16 protein-coding genes are annotated in these 19,279 nt (G+C 67.9%); 7 read left to right on the top strand and 9 right to left on the bottom strand.

Annotated elements, in window-relative coordinates; genetic code table 11:
* Positions 1–1,371 precede the first annotated feature (1,371 nt).
* Entirely contained in the window at positions 1,372–1,590 is a 219-nt protein-coding gene (locus tag ACIQUQ_RS30370) for a hypothetical protein (RefSeq protein ID WP_403982300.1), read from the bottom strand.
* Positions 1,591–1,928: 338 nt separating this feature from the next.
* Here ACIQUQ_RS30370 and ACIQUQ_RS30365 point away from each other — a divergent pair, with 338 nt between their 5' ends.
* Complete coding sequence (locus ACIQUQ_RS30365; RefSeq protein ID WP_403982297.1) at positions 1,929–2,522, top strand: DNA-binding protein; 594 nt, start codon at positions 1,929–1,931, stop codon at positions 2,520–2,522.
* A 665-nt stretch (positions 2,523–3,187) separates the two neighbouring features.
* On the opposite strand, the gene ACIQUQ_RS30360 is transcribed toward ACIQUQ_RS30365, so the two are convergent.
* Together ACIQUQ_RS30360 and ACIQUQ_RS30355 are read right to left on the bottom strand one after the other, a co-directional pair.
* Positions 3,188–3,697 carry a hypothetical protein gene (locus ACIQUQ_RS30360; RefSeq protein WP_403982294.1) on the bottom strand — a complete coding sequence of 170 codons (510 nt, stop codon included), beginning with the start codon at positions 3,695–3,697 and terminating at the stop codon, positions 3,188–3,190.
* Positions 3,698–3,750: 53 nt separating this feature from the next.
* A complete protein-coding gene (locus ACIQUQ_RS30355) occupies positions 3,751–4,068 on the bottom strand; it encodes a DUF6221 family protein (RefSeq protein ID WP_403982291.1) in 318 nt (105 codons plus the stop codon).
* Between the two features lie 45 nt (positions 4,069–4,113).
* On the opposite strand from ACIQUQ_RS30355, the gene ACIQUQ_RS30350 reads away from it, so the two are divergent.
* A complete protein-coding gene (locus tag ACIQUQ_RS30350) occupies positions 4,114–4,884 on the top strand; it encodes a transposase (protein WP_403982289.1) in 771 nt (256 codons plus the stop codon).
* Between the two features lie 76 nt (positions 4,885–4,960).
* Here the strand turns inward: ACIQUQ_RS30350 and ACIQUQ_RS30345 are convergent, their stop codons facing one another.
* From ACIQUQ_RS30345 to ACIQUQ_RS30335, 3 genes are all read right to left on the bottom strand, one after another.
* Positions 4,961–5,464 (bottom strand): Imm1 family immunity protein, encoded by a 504-nt coding sequence (locus tag ACIQUQ_RS30345; RefSeq protein ID WP_403982286.1) that lies wholly within the window; start codon positions 5,462–5,464, stop codon positions 4,961–4,963.
* Positions 5,465–5,641: 177 nt separating this feature from the next.
* Complete coding sequence (locus ACIQUQ_RS30340) at positions 5,642–6,118, bottom strand: Imm1 family immunity protein (protein ID WP_403982315.1); 477 nt, start codon at positions 6,116–6,118, stop codon at positions 5,642–5,644.
* A gap of 5 nt (positions 6,119–6,123) precedes the next feature.
* Complete coding sequence (locus ACIQUQ_RS30335; RefSeq protein WP_403982284.1) at positions 6,124–10,083, bottom strand: DddA-like double-stranded DNA deaminase toxin; 3,960 nt, start codon at positions 10,081–10,083, stop codon at positions 6,124–6,126.
* Positions 10,084–10,581: 498 nt separating this feature from the next.
* Between ACIQUQ_RS30335 and ACIQUQ_RS30330 the strand changes: the two genes are divergently transcribed.
* Both ACIQUQ_RS30330 and ACIQUQ_RS30325 read left to right on the top strand, forming a co-directional pair.
* Positions 10,582–11,082: a hypothetical protein gene (locus tag ACIQUQ_RS30330; RefSeq protein ID WP_403982282.1), complete on the top strand. Its 501-nt coding sequence runs from the start codon at positions 10,582–10,584 to the stop codon at positions 11,080–11,082.
* Between the two features lie 266 nt (positions 11,083–11,348).
* Positions 11,349–13,358 (top strand): FG-GAP-like repeat-containing protein, encoded by a 2,010-nt coding sequence (locus ACIQUQ_RS30325; protein WP_403982279.1) that lies wholly within the window; start codon positions 11,349–11,351, stop codon positions 13,356–13,358.
* Between the two features lie 498 nt (positions 13,359–13,856).
* Here the strand turns inward: ACIQUQ_RS30325 and ACIQUQ_RS30320 are convergent, their stop codons facing one another.
* Both ACIQUQ_RS30320 and ACIQUQ_RS30315 read right to left on the bottom strand, forming a co-directional pair.
* Entirely contained in the window at positions 13,857–15,071 is a 1,215-nt protein-coding gene (locus ACIQUQ_RS30320; protein WP_403982276.1) for a tyrosine-type recombinase/integrase, read from the bottom strand.
* A gap of 29 nt (positions 15,072–15,100) precedes the next feature.
* The gene (locus ACIQUQ_RS30315; protein WP_403982274.1) at positions 15,101–16,135 is read right to left on the bottom strand and encodes a hypothetical protein; all 1,035 of its coding nucleotides are present in this window, start codon (positions 16,133–16,135) and stop codon (positions 15,101–15,103) included.
* Between the two features lie 232 nt (positions 16,136–16,367).
* Between ACIQUQ_RS30315 and ACIQUQ_RS30310 the strand changes: the two genes are divergently transcribed.
* From ACIQUQ_RS30310 to ACIQUQ_RS30300, 3 genes are read left to right on the top strand one after another with little or no spacing between them, the layout of a single operon-like run.
* Positions 16,368–17,030 (top strand): hypothetical protein, encoded by a 663-nt coding sequence (locus ACIQUQ_RS30310; RefSeq protein ID WP_403982271.1) that lies wholly within the window; start codon positions 16,368–16,370, stop codon positions 17,028–17,030.
* A gap of 4 nt (positions 17,031–17,034) precedes the next feature.
* On the top strand, positions 17,035–17,262 hold the full coding sequence (locus tag ACIQUQ_RS30305; protein WP_403982268.1) for a hypothetical protein: 228 nt from the start codon (positions 17,035–17,037) through the stop codon (positions 17,260–17,262).
* Between the two features lie 53 nt (positions 17,263–17,315).
* A complete protein-coding gene (locus ACIQUQ_RS30300) occupies positions 17,316–18,191 on the top strand; it encodes a hypothetical protein (protein WP_403982266.1) in 876 nt (291 codons plus the stop codon).
* A 921-nt stretch (positions 18,192–19,112) separates the two neighbouring features.
* Here ACIQUQ_RS30300 and ACIQUQ_RS30295 read toward each other — a convergent pair.
* Positions 19,113–19,247, bottom strand: a complete 135-nt coding sequence (locus ACIQUQ_RS30295) for a hypothetical protein (protein WP_403982263.1) — start codon at positions 19,245–19,247, stop codon at positions 19,113–19,115.
* Positions 19,248–19,279: the final 32 nt, after the last annotated feature.

The following is a 19,279-nucleotide window of genomic DNA, read 5'->3' as shown; positions in this document are numbered from 1 at the left end:
CTGCGCTCGGCCCCGAGAACCTGCTGCGCAGGCCCGGACCCCGTTTCACGGGGTCCGGGCCTGCGGCCCGTTGGGCGGGTCTGCTTCGCTCCCCCGCCCAGGACCTTCCGGCTCCGCCTTCAGGACCATCCCGCTGCGCGGGCGGCTGGCAGCAGACTCGCCTTGGGCAGCCTCGTCCGTGGCTCCCTTTCACTCCAAAAACGAACTCGGCGAAGCTGAGCTCGCTTGCCCGCCATAAACAGGGGAAACTACCTCGACGATGATCGGTGTCTTCTTTGCGGTGTGCACATTCTCAGCTATCAAGTAGCCAGCCGGTATACGCTGCACAGGCTTGACGCCCGAAGCGATTCTCGCTCGCAATATGCCCTCGCCATCCACCGAGCAGAGAATATCGAGCTGCGCTTGATAGGCGTACGCATAGTGACAGTACGGACGGTCACCCAGCAGCGGTGACGCCACTCCAGGATTCATATCCAACCAGACAACGGGAATGTCATCCTGATGAGGAATCGACGCAGGTAGAACCACTTCCGCGACCTCCCCCGGAGCCCCCCGCAGAACAATCTCCTTCGGAGCCGTGACCTCCTCGAAGCCCCTCGCGGCCGCGACCTCCCCGCTACACCCACTCAGCCCAAGTGCGGCCACAGCCAAAACGATGCATTGCGCCCAAACCTGCTCGCACCCCTTCCCCCACATCACCCTCAACCCCCCGCGAACTGATCCAACGGGCCAGCATGACCCCGCACGGACTCTAACCCGCTTCAAGACACCTGGTCCGGACCGGCCGACCATGAAGCCTTGCATGACGACCCTCACCAGCCCTTCCCCCAGCAGAGCAGGGGAAAGCAGCCCCCTTTCAAACGGGCTTGAGTTCTGAGCCGGTCCGCTTCGTTCCCCCCGCCCCAGGCCCTTCCGGAGAACGGCCCCGCTAACGAGGGCCAGCAAGAAGAGCCGGGGCTCGCAGCACCGTGGTCGGTGCTGCGTCTTGACCTGCCCTGGCCCCCACCATGAGAAGGCGGAGCCCGCCAGGGGGCTCGGCTTCGCCGAGCTGGGGCCGGCCCTTCGGGCCGGGTCCTGCGCATCGCTTCGGACCTTGTTCGGCTTCGCTTCGCTTCAGCCGAACGGCCTGCTGCGCAGGCCTGAGTGACCCCGCTTCATGGGGTCCAGGCCTTCGGCCCGTTGGGCGGGTCCGCTTCGCTCCCCCGCCCAGGACCTTCCGGCTCCGCCTCCAGGACCAGCCCCGCTTCGCGGGCGGCAACAGCAGTGACGACCGTGCCCGGTGGGGGCTGCTCGGCGCCGTACGAAGCAGGTCTCGCGCCACTACTTGGGAGGGGTGTTGCCGAGGAGCTTCCCGGCGGCCGCGCTGATGCCTTACTTGCCGTTGATGTTGAGGATGCCCGAAGCGATCGCCAGGATGCCTGCGTCGAGGTCCAGGATGTCCGCAAACGGGTTACCGCTGGCCTGAACGGGAGCCGCCGCGGTGCTGCTGAGGGACGACGGGGTTTCAGGGACGGCAGCCTGGGCGGGAGTCGCCAGGAGCAGGGGCATGGTCGTGAGGGCGATGGCCCTCAGGGCGGTGCGTGGCTTCATGACGTGATCAACGGCCCAGGGGATCACAGGGTACGCATCCCGCCACCGCAATACTCCACCAGGGGCGACTCCTCCTCCGGGTGGCCCTGATCAGCCCGCTCCAGGGCCGGCTCCCACCTTGCGGCCTCACGGGTTCTCAGTAGTGCTTCATTTTGTTATCCGATGGACTCTGGGGTCGCGCCCGTCTGACATCGACAATGCCCCTTATCGGCTGTATTCTAATTCCTGCCGTGTCTGTGGTGGAGGCCGGCCAGTCTCCGCCCTCCCCGCATTCGAGTCGTGCCGTCGGCCCCGTAGCCTCACCCGCAGTGCACCGACCGGCAAAGGAGACAAGCCCCGTGATCCCCCACGGCCGTCCGACCCTCGATCTGACCGGTGTTGCCGAGCGCGCGGGCGTCTCGCTGTCGACCTGGCGGCGCCAGCACCACGACGCCTTCGCCACCGCCGTCCAACCCCTGCCCGGCTCCGCCCGGCCACTCCTCTACGACGCCGCCCAGGTCGAGGCCCACCTCGCCGGCAAGCCCCTGCCCCTGCTGCCAGCCGAGTCGCATCCCGAGGACTTGCTCACCGATGCCGAGGTCGGCCAGGTCGCGGGGCTGTCCGCCTCCACCGTCCGGTCCGACGCAGTGAACGGCCTGATTGAGCCCGGCATCGAGCGGCATGGGCGGCGCTGGTGGACCCGCGCCCAAGCCGAAGCCCGCGCCAGCCGGCCCACCCAGTACAAGGGCCGCACCCCCGGCGCCAAAGACAAGCAACCACGCACCGTACGCCCGAACCCCCACCTGGCGGACGTCGCCGTGCAGCTCGCCGAAGCCGCCACCGGCCGGCTCGCGCCGGTCACCGCCGCCGAACTCGCCGAGCGCTTCGAGGTCAGCGTCCGCACCGCCGAGCGTCTCCTCTCCCAAGCCCGCGCCCTCCTCGCCCAGGCGTAGGACCAGCCGCCCTGGCGGACCAGCCGCGTAGCCCGACCGGGTGACATCACCCTCCGCGGAGGGCAACCCACTTACCCCTGCTCCGTTATCGCTGCAATCTATTCAATGTCGGTAGCCAGGGAGCGGAACCCGCTCCGCCGGCGACACCTCACACCGCACGAAGGGCACACGACATGATCGGCACCTCCGCGTACGTCGCAACCACCCCCACCGCCCCCGTCGAGGGCGCGCTCGGTGCGAGCCCTGCGGACGTCTCCTCTCCGCTCGTGCAGGCCGCCCTGGCCGTGCTCGGCGGCCTCCCGCTGGCCCGCGTCGGCACGACGATCGCGCCGGACACCAGCGGCTGGTACGTCCGCCCCGACACCCTCGCCAGCCGTCACGGCGCGCAGCGGCTGACCGTCCGCCACGTCCACCACGGCACCTACCGCCCCGCCACCCCCACCCAGGGCAAGGCCCTCCGCGACCTCGCGGCCGAGCTCTTCACCAGCGCGGGGTGGACCGTCGCGAACGGCCCCGTCACCGTCCTGACCGTCCAGGCCCCCGCCGAGGACCCCCGCTTCGCCCGAACCATGCCCGAAGGCGGGCCATCTGCAACCAGCCGGATAGTTCAGCTGGCGGCGGCTTGTTCGGCGCGGGCGCGAGTGCTGGCGAGGCGGGGGCCATGTCTACGACCAGGACACGCTGATCTGCTTCCTGGTCGTGCGGATGTCGACAACATCGAAGCCGCCCCCGTGACGCACGACATGCTGCACCTCGTCCCAGCCCGAGTAGCGCAGGAATCCGACCCACCCCTGCGTGGTCGCTTGCCGAAGAATCCACCCGACGACCTGCATCACCACCCCGAACTCGTCGTCGTGGACACACGTCCGGACGGTCAGAGCCCACGGCACGCTCCCGTCCAGGTTCAGTCTGTCCACAGCCCGGACCAGCATCGAGGTGTCCACCCCGCCGAACGACCGGCTCGCAGAGCCACCTTCGAAGACTTCCCACGGGTCCCCCCACGACTCCCAGTCAGCCGATTCCAGCACCGGTGGAGCCTCTGCCTCCCCCAAGAGCCACCTCAGCTCCTGCAACGCTGCCTCAGGCAGATCCGGAGACAGGTCCACAGCCAGGAAGAGGTCGTAGTAGTCACTCACAGCACGGACCCTAAGGGCTGTCCCGTAAACGATCTCCATGAGCGGGACTCGGTTCAGGCACGTAGCTTCGTCGGAGGCTTGGCCCGTGCTGCTCAGGCCCGGGCGGGGAAGTCCGGATGGTCGGCGTAGGGCGAAGCAAGGTCGCGCAAGTCGTGGCAGGGCCAGGGGTCGCGGGCATGGCGGGCCAGGATGCGCCGCTTGGCCTCGATCTCGCGCAAGACGCGGGCCGGATCGTGGAGAGCCACGTGCTGGGCAATCGTGGGGTGGAAGCCGGGGAGGTCAACCTGACAGAAGTCGACGGTGTGTCCGTGGGCGAACCACTCACCACATCCGTCACCGTCGCAGCGTCGGGCCAAATCAGCCTCCTCGTCCAGTCGCGCCTCAAGGAACCCCACCAGCTCTTCAGTCATAGGGGCATTCTCGCGTTGCGCTGGGCACCGTGAAACGATCTCGCTGTGGCTGGTGTGATCACGGCGTCGGAGCCTTCCTGGATAGCCCCCTTCACCGGGCTCAGCCCACGGCAGTTCGGCAAGCTGATGACGGTGCTGCGACGCGTTGGTGCGGAAGCGGTCCGCAAAAGCCGGCCGTGGAGCCTTCCGCTGGAGGACCGGGCCCTGCTGGTCGCGGCCTACTGGCGCACGAACCTCACGATGCGGCAGCTTGCGCCGCTGTTCGGGGTCTCGAAGTCGGCGGCGGACCGCATCATCGATCATCTCGGGCCGATGCTCGCGCTCCAGCCTCGCAAGCGGTTCGCGAAGGACACCGTGCTCATCGTGGACGGCACCCTGGTGCCCACCCGCGATCACACCATCGCCGAGCGGTCGAAGAACTACCGGTACTCCACCAACCACCAGGTCGTCATCGATGCTGACACCCGCCTGGGCGTCGTAGTCGGCCGGCCGCTCGCCGGGAACCGCAACGACTGCAAGGCATGGGAGGAGTCCGGCGCCAAGGCCGCCGTCGGCAAGACCCGCGTGATCGCCGACGGCGGCTACCCGGGCACCGGACTCGTCATCCCACACCGCCGCGAGCGCGGGCAGAGCGAACTCCCGGACTGGAAAGAGGAGCACAACAAGTCCCACAAGCAGGTCCGGGCCCGGGTCGAGCACGTCTTTGCCCGCATGAAGACCTGGAAGGTCCTCCGCGACTGCCGCCTCAAGGGCGACGGCGTCCACCACGCCATGCTCGGCATCGCCCGGATGCACAACCTCACCCTCGCCGGATAGACCAGCTGGCTGTACCGCAGCTCACCATGCCCCAAACCACTCAGAGATCATTTACGGGACAGCCCTTAGAAATTAGTCATACACTTTGATCAAGCAGGAGCCAATCGATGCATTCCGGTCGGTCGCCCGTGCGGGCGCGGCAGAATTCCTCCAGCGCTTCTCGGACCTTGGCAATCGGAATAGCGGCCTCGGGGGGGTAGTACGTCGGCGTTCCCGAGTCCATGATCAATCGAGGGTCTACTGAAGGTGGAGTTGCACTTCCTGAGGTCCAGATGAACCTGGAAATGTGATCCTCGCCTGACCCTTCGACGGGTTCCAGAAGGTACCAGCGAAGAGCACCATATCCAGTTCCAGTGTTCACGCTGACGTAGAGACAGTTACTTGCCCATCGCTCATCGGTTTCTTCCGGATACTTTCCCTTGACGATGCTGACCACAGCCTTTTCTGGCATGATCGCAAATCCGTCCGGAGTCGTAGATCCTTGCGGAAGGTCCTCCATGATGTGGTCGATAAGTGCGTTGACCTCATCCTCGGATCGGGCATAGAAAGTGCCCTCGTGCGTTGTCCCGGCGACTATCACTGTGAGCTATCCGTTTCTACTGAGGTGATTGCCGCCCTCGCATGCGCGTCCGGTAAGCACCCTCGCAAATCGAGGGGGCCGCCTCCGCTTGCGCGAACGCGGCCCCCTCGGCCTGATTATACTCTCTACCCAGTCATGAGACAGGCTCGATCGTGCATGGGAATGCGCGATTTGGCGTCACGCAAGGCGGGTCCCGTTCTGGTTTCCCGCGACCCATTCGATACAGGTTGGTCGGCCGCCCGCCAACTGGCAGTATTCTGCGACAACCTTCCTAATATGTGAGACTGGTATTACTCCGCGCGGATCGAAGTAGGAGGGGGCGTGAAAGTCCGACATCACTTGCGGGTCGAACGCGAGTGGCTCTTGGCTCTCGGACACCCAGAAGTAGTAGCCCATGTCGCTTCCGGTCTCGTCTTCGATGCGCTGCGCTTCGCGGCCCCCCGCGAACCAGACGGCGCCGCCGAGACCGTTCTTCAGGTTGATGCTGACCTCGAGGCAGGTGACCGGGGCCTGGTCGCCCTCGTTCTCCAGCGCGAGCCATGTAGCGCGCACATTGCCTTCCAGGGCCCGCTGGGGCTGTAGCGCGTCCTCGAACGACTCGGAAACGTCCTTCGAATCGCTCAGAGAACGAGTTTCTCCACGATAGCGAACCATCAGGATCACGGGTTCACCCTCCTGCCATAAAGTGTCACCGGGCTACCTTTTCCAGGGTAGTACACAGTCAAGGTCGATCCAGGGGGAAGGATGGCCTCCACTGCGTTCGTGCAGTTGTAGTAGTCGTCGCATACGCCGTTGTTGTTGTTGATGGCGACCTTGGCGTGCTTGATTCCATTGTTTTTCATCCATGCCGCATACTTGGCTTCCACGTGGGAGGCGATGGAGTAGTTCCCCACCCTTCGCGGCGGATACAGGTCGTTCCCTGAGGACTTGAGGAGCGCGTCCGCCTCGCGGAACAGGTCGTCATGTTCGCCGCTCATGATCTGGCGGAGTTCATCTGTATCGGCCTTGGGAATGATCCGGTCGAACTCGTCCCGTATCTGCCCGTAGGTCTTGTCGCCAAGCTTGTTGTACTTCGGAAGACTCTGGAACGCTTGCGCTACCCAAGCGGGGCAGGTCGTGTCGGTGTTGTGGACGAGGACGTCGGCGGTGCCGGTGTTGACGTAGTAGGTGTGGAGGTCGTCGACGGTGAGGTCGTAGGCGGGCTGGAGGCCCGTCCAGTGGCTGGTCTTGCCGACCTGGACCGTCGTTCCGACCGGCGTGCGGAGGGCGTCACCGGTACGGAGGTCGACGGCGTCGATCCAGCGCTTGCGGTTCTCCACCCAGTACGGGTGGTGGTCCGTGGAGGTCAGCCCGGAGCCGTCTGCGAGCGTGACGTCCGTGAAGTCGCCGTCGTCGGGTGTGGTGATTGTGCGGGTGACGGGCCGTGGGCCGGACTCGCCGGTGACCGGATCTGTGGCTGTGACGAGGTCGCCGACCTGGATCTGCTCGATCGGGCGGTGGCTGCCGTCGGCCATGAGGACCTTGGTGCCTGCCGGGAAGCTGTGCGCGGCAGCGCCAATCAGGCAACCGACGGAGCGGGTGAACTTCCTGGACTCGATGAGTGCCTGGATTCCGTCGAGCGCCTTGTCGGCGAGCTTGAGCTTGCCAACGGGCAGGATTCCGATGCCGGCCATCATGCACTGGGCCAGAGTGGGTTCGGTGACGCACTTCTTGATGTCGTTGAGCCCGCTGACCTCCCAGATGAGGGCCTCGAGTGCGGGATCGACCTGCGGCATCTGGATCACGGAGTCGCCGGGGGAGGCGGCGCAGGCCATGATCGGGGCCATGGTTTCGCGGGTGGGGTGCGGGATGCATACCCGCTTCGGCTGGGCTGCCTGCTGGCGCTCGCGTTCTTCGGCGGCTTGGCGCCGGGCCTGGGCGATCTCAGCCTCGCGCTTGGTGGCGACGGTGGTCCAGGCCTTCTTGGCCAGCGCCTCGGCCTGTCCGCGGCTCTTGCCCGCTGCGAGGGCGGAGGAGCGGGCCTGTTCGGCGGAGGCATTGGCCTCGCTGGCGGATTGGCGGGCGTAGCCGGCGGAGAATTCGGCCTCGGCTGCGGAGTCGGCGGCTGCGTTGGCGTCCTGCTCAGCCTGGTCGGCCGCGGTACGGGCGGTGGCGGCTGACTTGCGCGCTTCAGCGGCGGACTGCTCTGCGGCGTCGGCCGATCGGTCGGCCGCGGCGGCGTAGCCGGAGGCCTCGGCAGCAGACGCCTTGGCCTTCTCAGCGGCGTCCTTGGCCTCGATCTCGGCCTTCTTAGCCTTAAGCGCGGCCTCAGCAGCGAGCCATCGGTCCCTCTGGGCCTGGGCGGCGACGGTCTGGCCGATGTGGACCAGTCGCGCGATCTCGGCCCGGTGGTTGGCGGTGAGATCGTCCTTGCGCTTCGCCATGTGCTGGCCGACGGTGACGAACTCGTGCAGCAGCTGTGGGGGGCCGGCGAGCGCGATCCTCGCGGCGGCCTTGACTTCCGTCGTCTCCTTGGCGCCGGCCAGGCGGGCGGCGACGACCTGCTCGTCCGAGATACGTGCGGAGTACTGCGTGACCTGGAGGAAGGTGGCCAGGGCCTTGCCGGTGCCGTCGGCGAGCGCGGCCTTGGCCGCGTCCTTCACTCCGGCGCCTCCGGCAGCGCTCAGCCTGGCAGTTTCGACCCGCATGTCGTCGAAGCCGACGGTGTACTGGCCGGAGGTGTAGAAGCCGTTGATCTGCTCGGGTGTGTCCTTGAGAGCCTCCGTGGCCGCGGTCCGCACGGAGGCGTACGGGCTTTGGGTGCTCAGATGGACAACTTGCTGACGGATTTCCTGCTGGTCGGCTTCCTTCCATCGGGTGCGCAGGAAGTCCAGGACGTCCTGGTCGGTGCCGGACAGGGCACGGGCTGCGGCTTCCTGGTGCCAAGGGCCCAGCAGCTTCATCGCTTGCATGGCCAGCTGGCGGCCCTTGGCCGCGGTCGCCTTGACATCGACATCGGGCCGGCCGGCTTCCAGGGCTAGAGCGGTCGCAGTGGCGGTGAGCGTGCGAGCTTCGGCCTGCCGGGCGGCCGAGGCGGAGATGGCGAAGGTGCTTTGCGCCGTGAGGGACAGGGCGCGCTCGATGCCGGCGTCGGTGCGGTTGGCCAGGTCCGCGTCCTCGGTCTTCTGCGCCAGTTTGGCTGTGTCGTCCGCCTGCTTGGCAGCGGCTGTGGCGTTGTCAGCGGCGATCTTGGCGCCTTCGGCGGCCTTCGCGGACTGGGCCGCATACGTGGCCGAGTTGCCCGCCTGCTTGACGGCCTCGCGTGCGAACGCGGCGGCGTTGCGTGCATGCTTCGCGGCAGAGTTGGCCTTGTCCCGGGCCCCTTCGGCAGCGGTGGCCGCGCTGTTGGCCAGCTCCGTGGAACGGTCGGCGGCACGGTCGGCGGCGTCCGCGTGGCGGCGTGCTTCGGCAGCGGCCTGACGGGCCTCGTCCGAGTGACCGCCCGCCGCATCGGCGTACGTGTTGGCGTTTTCTGCGGCATCGGCCGCTGCACGAGCGTTCGCGCTGGCGCTCTTGGACGCGCTGGCCGCCGCCCCGGCCGCTCGCGATGCCTTGGACGCTTGGTCGGCGGCCAGAGCCGAGGTCTCCGCCAGCTTCGCAGCCTGCTCCGCCACGGACGCAGCCTTCTCGGCGGCACCGGCGCGACCGGCATCACCGGCTGCCGCGATTGCTGCCTGGTAGGCGGTGTTGGCCGCACCGGCGGCTGCTGCTGCGGCCGAAGCGGTCTGGGAAGCGGCGATCGCCGCTCGCCGGGCGGCGCGGTTGGCCGCGTTCGCGGAGCCGATCGCGTCCTGTGCGGCGGCAGCAGCGCCTCGGGCTGCCTCGGCGGCCTGCGCCGCCTTGACCGCGGCCTTCTTGGCGTCGTTCTTCGCCGCCAGGGTCTCGGCGGCCGCCTTCGCGGCTGCCTCCTTGGCCAGAGCCGATGCCTGGACCGCCTTCTCCGAGGCCGCTTGGGCGGTCTTGGTCGCGTCTTCTGCCTGCTGGCCGGCCTTCCTGGCCCGTTCGGTCAGCTCGGCGATCGTGGCGTGCTCCTGGTCGCGGCTGCGAGCGGTGAACTGCCCGACCTCCAGGAACTCGACGATGTCCTCGGGCGTGCCCTTCAGCGCCAGTTTGGCCGCGGCCTTCAGGTTCGGGCCGCCAGTGGCCGTCAGGCGGGCGGCCTCGACACGGTTGTCGTCCTGCTGGGCCGCGTACTGACCGCTGGTGAGGAACTCCTCCCGGTCGCCATAGGTGCCCAGGAGAGCGGTCCTGCCCGCATCGCGGACACCCGGGCCGCCCAGCGCGACAATGCGTGCGATCTCGACCCTGCGGTCGTCGTCAAGAGGCCTTTTGAAGCCGCTGAGGAGGAAGGCCTCCAAGGCGTCGGGAGACTGCATGGCCTCGACTGCTGCCTTGCGCAGGGCTCGGCCACCGGCACCTGTCAGGCGGGCCGCGGCGACCCGGTTGTCGTCGTACTGGATGTCGGCGGCGTTGGCGAGAAAGGCGCGAACGTCGTCGTCGCCGCCGAGCAGCGCCTGTTCGGCGGCCGCCTTGAGACCGGCGCCTCCGGTCTCCCAGTACTGGACGATCTGCTCCCGCACGCCTGCGGGTAGAGGTGCAGAGGGTTCTGCCGCGATAGCGGCAGGGCCCCCCAGCAGTGTGGACACCAGGCCGGCCGTCACCAGCGCGCCGAGCGCGCGGCGTGGGCCCTGGATTCTTTTCAGTGCTCCCGAGAGCGGTGCTCGGGAGGGTGTACGCCGTTTCATGCGGCGGGATCCCCCTTGGTTCATGGGTCGATCCAGTCCGCCGAAGTGCAGCAGGCCGTGGTCGGCGGCCTGCGGACGGGCGACAAGGCCGGCAGTTGACGCTCCCTCATCAACCCGCCCGGTCGGACTAGAGCTGAACGATCTTACAATCGGTTCACGAGAGGGAAGTCCTGCCGGTCCGGATGCGGCGCTCAGCCCGTTACCACGCGCCGGTGGACACCTCTTGAGAGGCGGATCACAGGACAGCGATCGAGAAGCCGATCTTACGCGTGTTTTACTTGGGCGACCTTTGGGGGAAGACTGCCCCCAACTCCTTTACCGAGAAGGCTTTTCATGGCCATATTGCGCGCCCGTAAACCGCTGCTGATCGCCCTGGCCGCTCTGACCGTCGCGGCGGCGACTCTGGGAGTCGCCAATGCGGATTCTCCGGATGGACCTGCGAGTGCCGCTCCGACCAGCTCGATGCCGCCACTGGTTGAAAAGTTCAACTATCCCGGCGCGGAGAGACTCAAGGAGGAAAGTGGAATCACTCTCAAGCGCGGGGACGGGCACATCACCCTGGTCGAGTGCGGAGGAACGCCGGACATCACAATCCTGGCCCGCGGCCAGAAGACCTTCTGTTTCGATGTGAACGCCAAGCCCGCCTACCTCTCGATGGAGCTTGCCGACGCCTTTGGAATCGACACGAAGGACTACCCGGTCAAAGCCACGATCACTGCCAACGGAAAGACCTCCGAAGTCAATGCTCCTGCAAATGACTTCACAGCCTACGGTGAGTCAGACCCCTCTGGCGGCACGCGTTCCACCCTCATTGAGCTCAGGGTCGTCAGCTGACGAGCGAGACGCCGTGAGGTGCCGTCCCTTCGGCGCTGCCACAACCTGAACACACCTTCTGCGCGAGCGGCCGGCCCGACCAGCCACGTTCGACCCCGCAATCCATCTGACACAGCTTTCCTGCACAATCCGGGGGATTTTCCACCGTGCCCACGTTTCGCACACATGCTGCGCTGCCGAGTGTTTTGCTCGCCGCCGGCACGATATCGGCCGTACTCACGGCCCTTCCCGCCCACGCAGTCAGCGGCCCTAATGCTGATTCATCCATGGCCTTCACCGCCCGTCTGGACATCGGCGATGGCCAGCGGGCCTGCTCGGCTGCGCTCATCGCCCCGCAGTGGCTCGCCACGTCCGCCCGATGCTTCGCCACCGACACCGGCAGCACCGAAGTCGCTGCTGGCAAGCCCAAGTGGAAGACCTTGGCCACGATCGGCCGTACGGATCTGACCACGGCGAATGGTCAGGTGCGCGAGGTCGTCGAGCTCGTACCCCGTGGGGACCGGGACATGGTCCTGGCCCGGCTGGCGTCGCCCACCACCGGCATCACCCCGATCCCGATCGCCACGAGGGCCCCGGAGGTCGGCGAGGAGTTCAAGGTGGCCGGGTTCGGCCGTACGAAGACGGAGTGGGCGCCGACGAAGCTCCACACGGCCACGTTCACCCTCGGAGCCGTGCCAGGCAGCACCCTCGCCATCAAGGGCAAGTCCGCGAAGGACGCCCTCTGCTCCGGTGACGGCGGCGCACCGATCGTGCGCGTCAAGAACGGCAAGAGCGAGCTGGCCGGCATCGGCAGCCTCTCGTGGCAGGGCGGCTGCTGGGGCACCGACCCGGCCGAGACCCGCAACGACGCGGCCGCAACCCGCCTGGACGACATCTCCGCCGGCAACACCCTGACCCCCGGCAGCGTGCTGATGACAGGGGACACCCTGACCTCCAACGCCGCCCGCCTGACGATGCAGGCCGACGGAAACCTGGCCATCATCTCGAACGCCGGCAAGACCCTGTGGTCGACGAACACTGGCGGCAACCCGGGCGCAACCGCGCGCTTCGACGACAAGGGCAACCTCGTCGTCCTCGACACCGACGGCACAACCGTGCTCTGGCAGACCAAGACCACTGCACCCGGCGGCAAGGCCGTCCTGCAGAACCGCGGCAACTTCGTCGTCTACAACGCCAAGGGCGAGTCCCAGTGGGCCGCCGGCACCGTCGTCCGCCACGACTACAACGGCGACGGCCGCAGCGACCTGGCCGCCTGGTACGACTACAGCGACGGCCACGACTCGCTCCAGACCTTCACCGCGGCCGCCGACGGCACCTTCCAGCAGCCGTTCCAGTCCTACTCCTCCGCCATCGGCAGCTGGGCGGTGGCGAACATGCAGTTCTCCACCGGCGACTACAACGGGGACGGCCGCGGCGACATGGCCGCGCTCTACGGCTACAGCGACGGCTCGGTGAAGCTGTACACCGCGCTGGGCAAGCTGGACGGCGGCTTCAGCGCGCCCGTGGCGTCCTGGAGTGCCAAGCCCGGCAACTTCACCGCGAGGAACATGACGCTGCACAGCGGCGACTTCGACGGCGACGGCCGTGACGACCTGGCCGCCTGGTACGACTACGACAACGGCGCCGACAAGCTCCTCACCTTCACCGCCACCGCCGAAGGAGGCTTCAACGCCCCCTTCTCCTCCTGGTCCAACACCAACAACGATTGGATCAGGGAGAATCTGAAGTTCGTCTCCGGTGACTTCGACGCCGATGGCCGCGACGACCTCGGCGGGCTGTACCGGTACGCCGACGGAAGCATCAAGATGTTCAGCTTCCTCACCAACCCCGCCGGCGGCTTCAACGCCTCCACGGCCTCCTGGACCAGCTCCACCTTCGGCGACTGGAACCGCACCCACGTCAACGCCGGCGACTTCAACGGGGACGGCCGCGACGACGTCGCCGCCTGGTACGACTACAGCGACGGCCACGACGCCATTCACGTCCTGACCAGCATCTCCACCCCCGACGGCCACTTCAACGCGCCTGTCCAGGCCTATCAGACCGCAAGCGGCAACTTCACCTACGCCGACATGCGCCTGGTCCCTGGCGACTACAACGGCGACGGCCTCGACGACCTCGCGGCCCTCTACGGCTACAACGACGGCAAGGTGAAGATGTTCACCTGGACCACCCGCCCCGACGGCAAGATCAACGGCGCCGCAGCAGGCTGGGGCAGCGCCACCACCACCGGCTGGGACATCAAGCGCAGCACCATCCTCCGCGCAGCCAACTGACTGGCACTTCGAAGACGGCCCGCCAGCACGCCTGGCGGGCCGCCCGATAGTTGCCCCCACGAGCTCGACCCGCATGCTCGATCGCCTGCGTCGTGGGGCCCCCAAGGGCCCCACCCTCTTCTCCGACGACGCCGTCGAACTGATCCAGCTCACCAGCCGTGGCCTACGCAGCGTCGCCTTGGTGCACATCTTCAGCGTCACTCAGCATCCGGCCCCGCGGGGCCACCGAGGAGCAGCTGGCTGCGTTCTCCCGCGCCCTTCCCAGCGACGTGGAGATGATCGCCCTCAGCATCTCCCCCGAGGACGAGTCCATCATTGTGCGGGGCCACTTTTCCGCGCTGCAGGTCGTCGGACTCGGCTGCCCGCATCGCCTCCCGTCCTGGACGGTGCGCCGGGCGATCGTCGGCTGCGCGAACTGCTGGGCTGGTACGGGGGCCCGGCACGGGCACGAAGCAACTGGCCGGCTCTTTTCCCCCTCCGCAGGTGGGGCGGGCTGGATCAGGGGGCGCCGACGTCGCCCTGCCCCTCGTCGGGGGATGGTCGCCGGCCGCCTTCGGCGACGGTGGCGCGGGCGGACCGCGGGTACTGGCTGAGTGCGGCGGCGGTGGTGGTGGTGGCCATGTCGTACATCGGGCTCTGGTCGAGCAGCTTGCGACGCGTGTGGTAGCGCGCGGTGGTGCGCGGGTCGCGGTGATCGGCGGCCTGCTGGATGCGCTCGGCTCGGGCGTTGGGGCGCCCGAAGGCGTGGTTGATGACGGAGAGCTTGAGGGAGTGCGGCCGGAGCCGGTCCGCCTGCGGCAGGTCGGCTCGCTGGGCCAGTTTGCGCAGGGTGCGCCACACGGACGGCTCGTCCAGGGGCTTGCCGGTGCGGGTGGCGAAGATGTAGCCCTCGGTGCGGTCGCCGATGAGTTCGCGGATCGCGGCGTCCAGTTCGGGCCCGAGCACCTTGGGCGTCCAGCGCAAGCCCTTGACGCGCACGCGGACGGTGCGATGTCCATCGGTGTAGCCGAGGTTCTCGATCCGGGCGGTGAGGGCCGCGTCGACGCGCAGGAAGCAGGCGTACATGAAGAACAGCAGCGTGTAGGTGCGGCGCGCGGTGGCCGGTGAGAGGGGGTTGTCGCGGGCGGTGGCCAGCAGTCGTTCCCACTCCTGTTCGGTCAGCCCGGGGGTGGTGGTCTCCAGCGGGTCGATGACCGGGCGCAGCACGGCGTCGAAGGGGTTGGCGTCGAGAATTGTGCTGGGCAGCACCTTGCTGTTGAGGGCGAAGGTGTAGAAGCTGCTGACCGCGGCGAGCACGTTGTGCCGGGTGGTGTCCTGGCGGGGCGGGCCCTCGGGCACGCGGGCGCCGCCGCGCCAGACGAGGGTGGGTGCGGTCTCCAGGTGGCGGGCGAAGCCCTCGGCGGTCAGGAACCGGACGGTGAGGGGGTGGATACCCTGCTCACGGACGTACGGTTCGAACACCCGGAAGTTGGTCCAGTAGGTCTTGCGGACCCCGGGGGAGCGCTGCTGGACGAGCCAGCCGGCCGCGAGGGTGCACAGCACATCCTGCGGCCCGTAGTGCTCGGCAAGGTAGTCGAACAGCCGCCGGGCGTGCGCGGGCCAGTCCTCGCGCGGGTCGTGCCCGAGGACGGCGAGGGTGTCCCGGGCGGAGCCTCGGCCGCCGCCGGCGGCGGCGGACTGCCCGGCGAGGGTGTCGAGGTCGGTGAGGGGCATCGGTCTTCCTCCCTGCGCGGCGGCCGGGCCTAGTTGAGCCCCGCGTACTCCCGGCACGTCGTGCACAGGGTGTCGGTGGTGCCATCGTCGTCGCCCTCGTGGGGCCAGGGTCGGCTGCAGGAGGCGCAGCGGGTCAGCTCGGCAGGGTCGAAGTGGGTCGCGCAGCTGAAGCAGTACCGCAGCTCACGCTCTCCATTTGCGAACACAATGCCTTCAGACAATGTGAACTCGTCGCACGTGGGGCACTGCGACACGAGCGTCTCGGCATCCGGGTGGCCGTACAGATATTCGGCGATGAGCTCTTCAGGCTCAGCCCAGGCCTCGTTGCAGAAGCGGCACTCGGCCTTGCCCGGGGTCAGGACAACGGCGCGCTGCTCGCAGTGGGGGCAGTCGATGACGCGGTCGGCCTTGGCTTTCAGCTCGGCACGGATCCGGTTCATGCGCGTGTCAATGAAGGTCTCAATGCGGTTCAGGCCCTCCCGGATCCGGGCCATGTCCAGCACTATCTCCTCCTGTTCGGCAAGGTTCAAGCGGGGGAGCAGCTCTTCGTCGAGAAAGCGGACGAGGAAGTCCAGGACGTCGCCGGCGCGGGACTGGACAGCCTTGGCGTTGCGGGTGAGTCCGTAGTGCTGGAGGGCGTTGCGGTCCTCGGCCAGGTCCTTCAGCGCCTTCGCATCACCGGTGTCGATCGGGACGCCGGCGATGTCGCGCAGGCGCTGGACGGCAGCGTCGGTGCCGCAGCTTTCGAACTGCGCGGTGTCGTATTTGCTCTTGGAAGCGTTGCGGGGGTCCTTGAAAACCAGGGACCAGTGCTCGTGGATGAGACGGACCTTCAGCAGCACCTCGGCCGCGGCCTGGAGGTGCAGCACCGCGTACTTGAGGTCGCGCAGCTCGCCGCCGGACTCCTCGTCTAGGTGGTCGACCACCGAGCCGAGGTAGTCGATGCCGTTACGCACCGGGGGGAAGTCGAGGTTCTCCGGCGTGGACGACCGGGCACGCAGGCGCGACCAGAGAGGCCGCCAGCCCGCGGCGTCGGACGGTCCGAGGGTGCCGGCGGATTCCACGTGAACGCTCCTGCTGTCGGTCGGTTCGTGACGGTCAATCAGTGACCTGCCCGCGAGAGTACAGGAAAAAACCGGCATTTTTCCTGTATCTCCTGCTGCGGCCCAACCGGACACCCGGCGCACCGAATTGGAGCCCGTCTCACCCCGAAATGGGACCCGATTCACAGTCGTCCGCGCTACCCTTCCTTTCAGTTGGGCTCCATTCCGGGGCCAGTTCCGTGAGGGGCATCCTGTGACCGGTGAGCTCAACCTGAATATCCGCGGTGCCACACCGGAATGGTTCGCCGAACTCGCCTCCCTCCTTGCCGACCCGCGCGCCCGGACCGCCCTCCGGCACCCCGCCCCGGACCCCGACCTGGTCCATTCGGCGGTGCGGCTGCTGCAGGGGGTCAAGACCAACGGCCGCGACCTGCTCCGCCTGGCCCTCGAAGGCAACGGCCGCGCCGACGGACCCACCTACCGCGAGCGGCACGGCGAAGGCTCCCTCAACGGCGCCACCACCACCCTGACCCGCACCATCAAGGCCGGGATCCGGGAGCAGTGGTGGCCGGCCGACCTCCCGCGCCTCCTCCTCCCCACCGGCCCCGAGAAGGAAGGCTGGAGCAAGACCGCCGCCTACCACCTCACCGATCCGGACCGGCTTCTGCCCGTACTGCGCGAAGCCTTCGCTCAGTACGACAACGGCCGCGGCCGGGCCGGCCGGCCGGCCCCCGCCGGGCACGCATCCACCGCACTCGCGCGCCTGACCGCGCTCTATGAAGAGGCTGGCCACCGGCCCGACCACGCCCTCGCCTTCGCCACCGACCTGCTGGCCCAACACGCGAACGAGCACGCCACGATGCTCCGCGCCCACGGCCACCATCAGGCCGCCGACCTACTCGGCGCGGGGGAGTGAACCAGTGCACACCGACCAGCACCTCGGCCGCGCAGCCGCGCCCCTCACGCCGGTCGGGATCGCCTTCGCCGACCGCGCGTTCTGGCCCCGCGACACCGCGGTGCGCGGCCTGCCGGCCGACGCGCTCGCCGTCCTCGGCCACCCGCTGTCCCCGGGCACTTGGGATCCCGACCGGCGGTGGACTCCGTCACCGCCCACCCCCGTGACCTGCGCTGTCACCGGTGATGGCTAAGCTGCCCGTCGATCGACAGGTGCCGCGTACGGCGCCGTGACACAGGGGTGGTAATGAGAAAGATCATCGGTCGCTGCGCTGTCGTGGCCGCCATGGCGATAGCCGTGACCGGCTGCCAGGACACCGCGGGCGGCAAGGCCACCCGGGAGAACGTGCGTCCATCCGGCGCGGCGTCGGCGTCCGCCTCACCGTCGGGCGCGCTGCGCGCCGTGCAGGCGGCCTGGACGGCGACGAAGAAGGCCGACTCGGCCCGGGTCAGGCTGACCATGACCACCAACGGCATGCTCGGCACCGGGCGGATGGAGATGCACGGTGTCCAGGGATGGGCGGACGTCCCGACGCTGGACGTCACGATGCGGACCAGCGGCAGCCTGAAGGCCAAGTCGACGACGATGGACCTCCCCGACGAGCAGCGGATCATCATGGTGGGCACCCGGCAATACTTCGACCTGGGTCCCGAACTCGCGAAGAAGATGAGCGGCAAGCGGTGGGTGCTCCTGCCTGCCAAGCAAGCCTCTGGTCAGGCCGGCGTGAGCGGTCTCGGCAACGACCCCGCCGTCCAGCTCGCGGTGTTGCTGCAGTCCAAGAACGTGAAGCACCTGGGCCGTGAGACCGTCGACGGGACCGCGACCGAGCACTACAAGGGCATGGTCAGCATGGAGGAGATGGCGGCCGTCAGCCCCAAGGCCGCCGCCATGTCGCCTGAGGAGCGCAAGCGTCTACTGGAGGCCGCCCGCGCGGCCCGGATCGAGGGCTACGACACCGACGTCTGGCTCAATGCCAGCGGCTACCCGGTCCGCATGAAGGTCCTCATCGCCACCCCCGTCGGTGCCCTGACGCTCGACGCCCACTACAGCGACTTCGGCAAGCCGGCCCCGGTCACCGAGCCCATGCCCGGCGAGGTCTTCGACCCCACGGCCCAGGGCTAGCGAGGAGGGCGGCGGCGGTCGTCGGAGGATCACCCGCACCTCGCCCGGCGCTGCGGCGGGCCTCCGACAGGTGCACTCGCCCCTCCCGGCCAGCCGCGCCGAACCAGCACCTGCCCGCGCAGGCGGCCGGACGCGGGCGGCTCGAAGTGATTGGAAGATCAACAAGCGCGCCCATTTGTCACAGTTCGCCCCGAAATATGACGCAGCATCACGCAATTCTTCAACCAATACCTTCACTGAAAACCTGCGCGCGAAGTTCGCGCGACACTTTTGCTGAAGACTTCAATTGCGCGGCGAACCATCACGACGAATAAGATGCCGGATCTGTAAGTTGAAATCAGTCGCGGCAAAGCTTCGTATCTCATGCCGTAAATCATGTGCGCCATGTACAGTGAAATACACGAGGTCGCGAAGACTTCGCGACTTGGGTTCTCTGAACGCAGAGAAGGCCCGCCGCACTGGCTGCGCGGCGGGCGTGGCGACTGGTGGCGGTCGGGGGGAGGTACCATCTCTCCCCGACCGTCACCTGACCCGCATCACCTCGGCCAGGAGGCCAACGATGCTGGTCAGGAGCCCTACATAGGGGGCCAGAGTGCGGGCCGCGCCGGCGAAACCGCCGCCACCGCCCGCCGGCTCACCACTCAGGTCGCCACCTTCTCCAGGGCTTTGGATCACGTCCGCCCCTTTCTGCATCCAAGACGCACCGGTTGCACGTCGCTGCGCGTGGACGTGGGGACCCGGTACGTCCACCCTGAGCGGCGAACATTGCCGTCCCGTCGGGATAGGGAAACACTATCCGTTGCATTGAAGACGGTGAACGGAAATGGGAAAGATCGGCGGCTCGAATTCTCGTTCGGGCCCTTTTCTTGGGATGGCCGCGTTACCGCGCGACGGGATAGTTAACGACTCCCGCCCAGTCCTCTACGCGCGCGAGCTCCCCGACGGCGAAGACCGGTGGGACGACCCGGCGGTGCGCTCGGCCAACTCCTCGTACGCGGCCGACAGCATGAGGACGCCGAAGTCCAGGTTCCCGACGGGGCTGGCCGCTCCGGCCATGCTCTGACATGACCCCCACCCTGGCAGCGCCC

The organism is Streptomyces sp. NPDC101118 (assembly GCF_044759445.1).
GTDB lineage: Bacteria > Actinomycetota > Actinomycetes > Streptomycetales > Streptomycetaceae > Streptomyces.
This window is presented reverse-complemented; position numbering and strand designations above follow the sequence as displayed.

What these genes read in the sequence shown, in the direction of transcription:
- ACIQUQ_RS30370 (WP_403982300.1), bottom strand. Translation starts at nt 1,590, where the DNA reads ATGAAGCCACGCACCGCCCTGAGGGCCATCGCCCTCACGACCATGCCC.
- ACIQUQ_RS30360 (WP_403982294.1), bottom strand. Translation starts at nt 3,697, where the DNA reads ATGGAGATCGTTTACGGGACAGCCCTTAGGGTCCGTGCTGTGAGTGAC.
- ACIQUQ_RS30355 (WP_403982291.1), bottom strand. Translation starts at nt 4,068, where the DNA reads ATGACTGAAGAGCTGGTGGGGTTCCTTGAGGCGCGACTGGACGAGGAG.
- ACIQUQ_RS30340 (WP_403982315.1), bottom strand. Translation starts at nt 6,118, where the DNA reads ATGGTTCGCTATCGTGGAGAAACTCGTTCTCTGAGCGATTCGAAGGAC.
- ACIQUQ_RS30330 (WP_403982282.1), top strand. Translation starts at nt 10,582, where the DNA reads ATGGCCATATTGCGCGCCCGTAAACCGCTGCTGATCGCCCTGGCCGCT.
- ACIQUQ_RS30325 (WP_403982279.1), top strand. Translation starts at nt 11,349, where the DNA reads ATGGCCTTCACCGCCCGTCTGGACATCGGCGATGGCCAGCGGGCCTGC.
- ACIQUQ_RS30320 (WP_403982276.1), bottom strand. Translation starts at nt 15,071, where the DNA reads ATGCCCCTCACCGACCTCGACACCCTCGCCGGGCAGTCCGCCGCCGCC.
- ACIQUQ_RS30300 (WP_403982266.1), top strand. Translation starts at nt 17,316, where the DNA reads ATGAGAAAGATCATCGGTCGCTGCGCTGTCGTGGCCGCCATGGCGATA.
- ACIQUQ_RS30295 (WP_403982263.1), bottom strand. Translation starts at nt 19,247, where the DNA reads ATGGCCGGAGCGGCCAGCCCCGTCGGGAACCTGGACTTCGGCGTCCTC.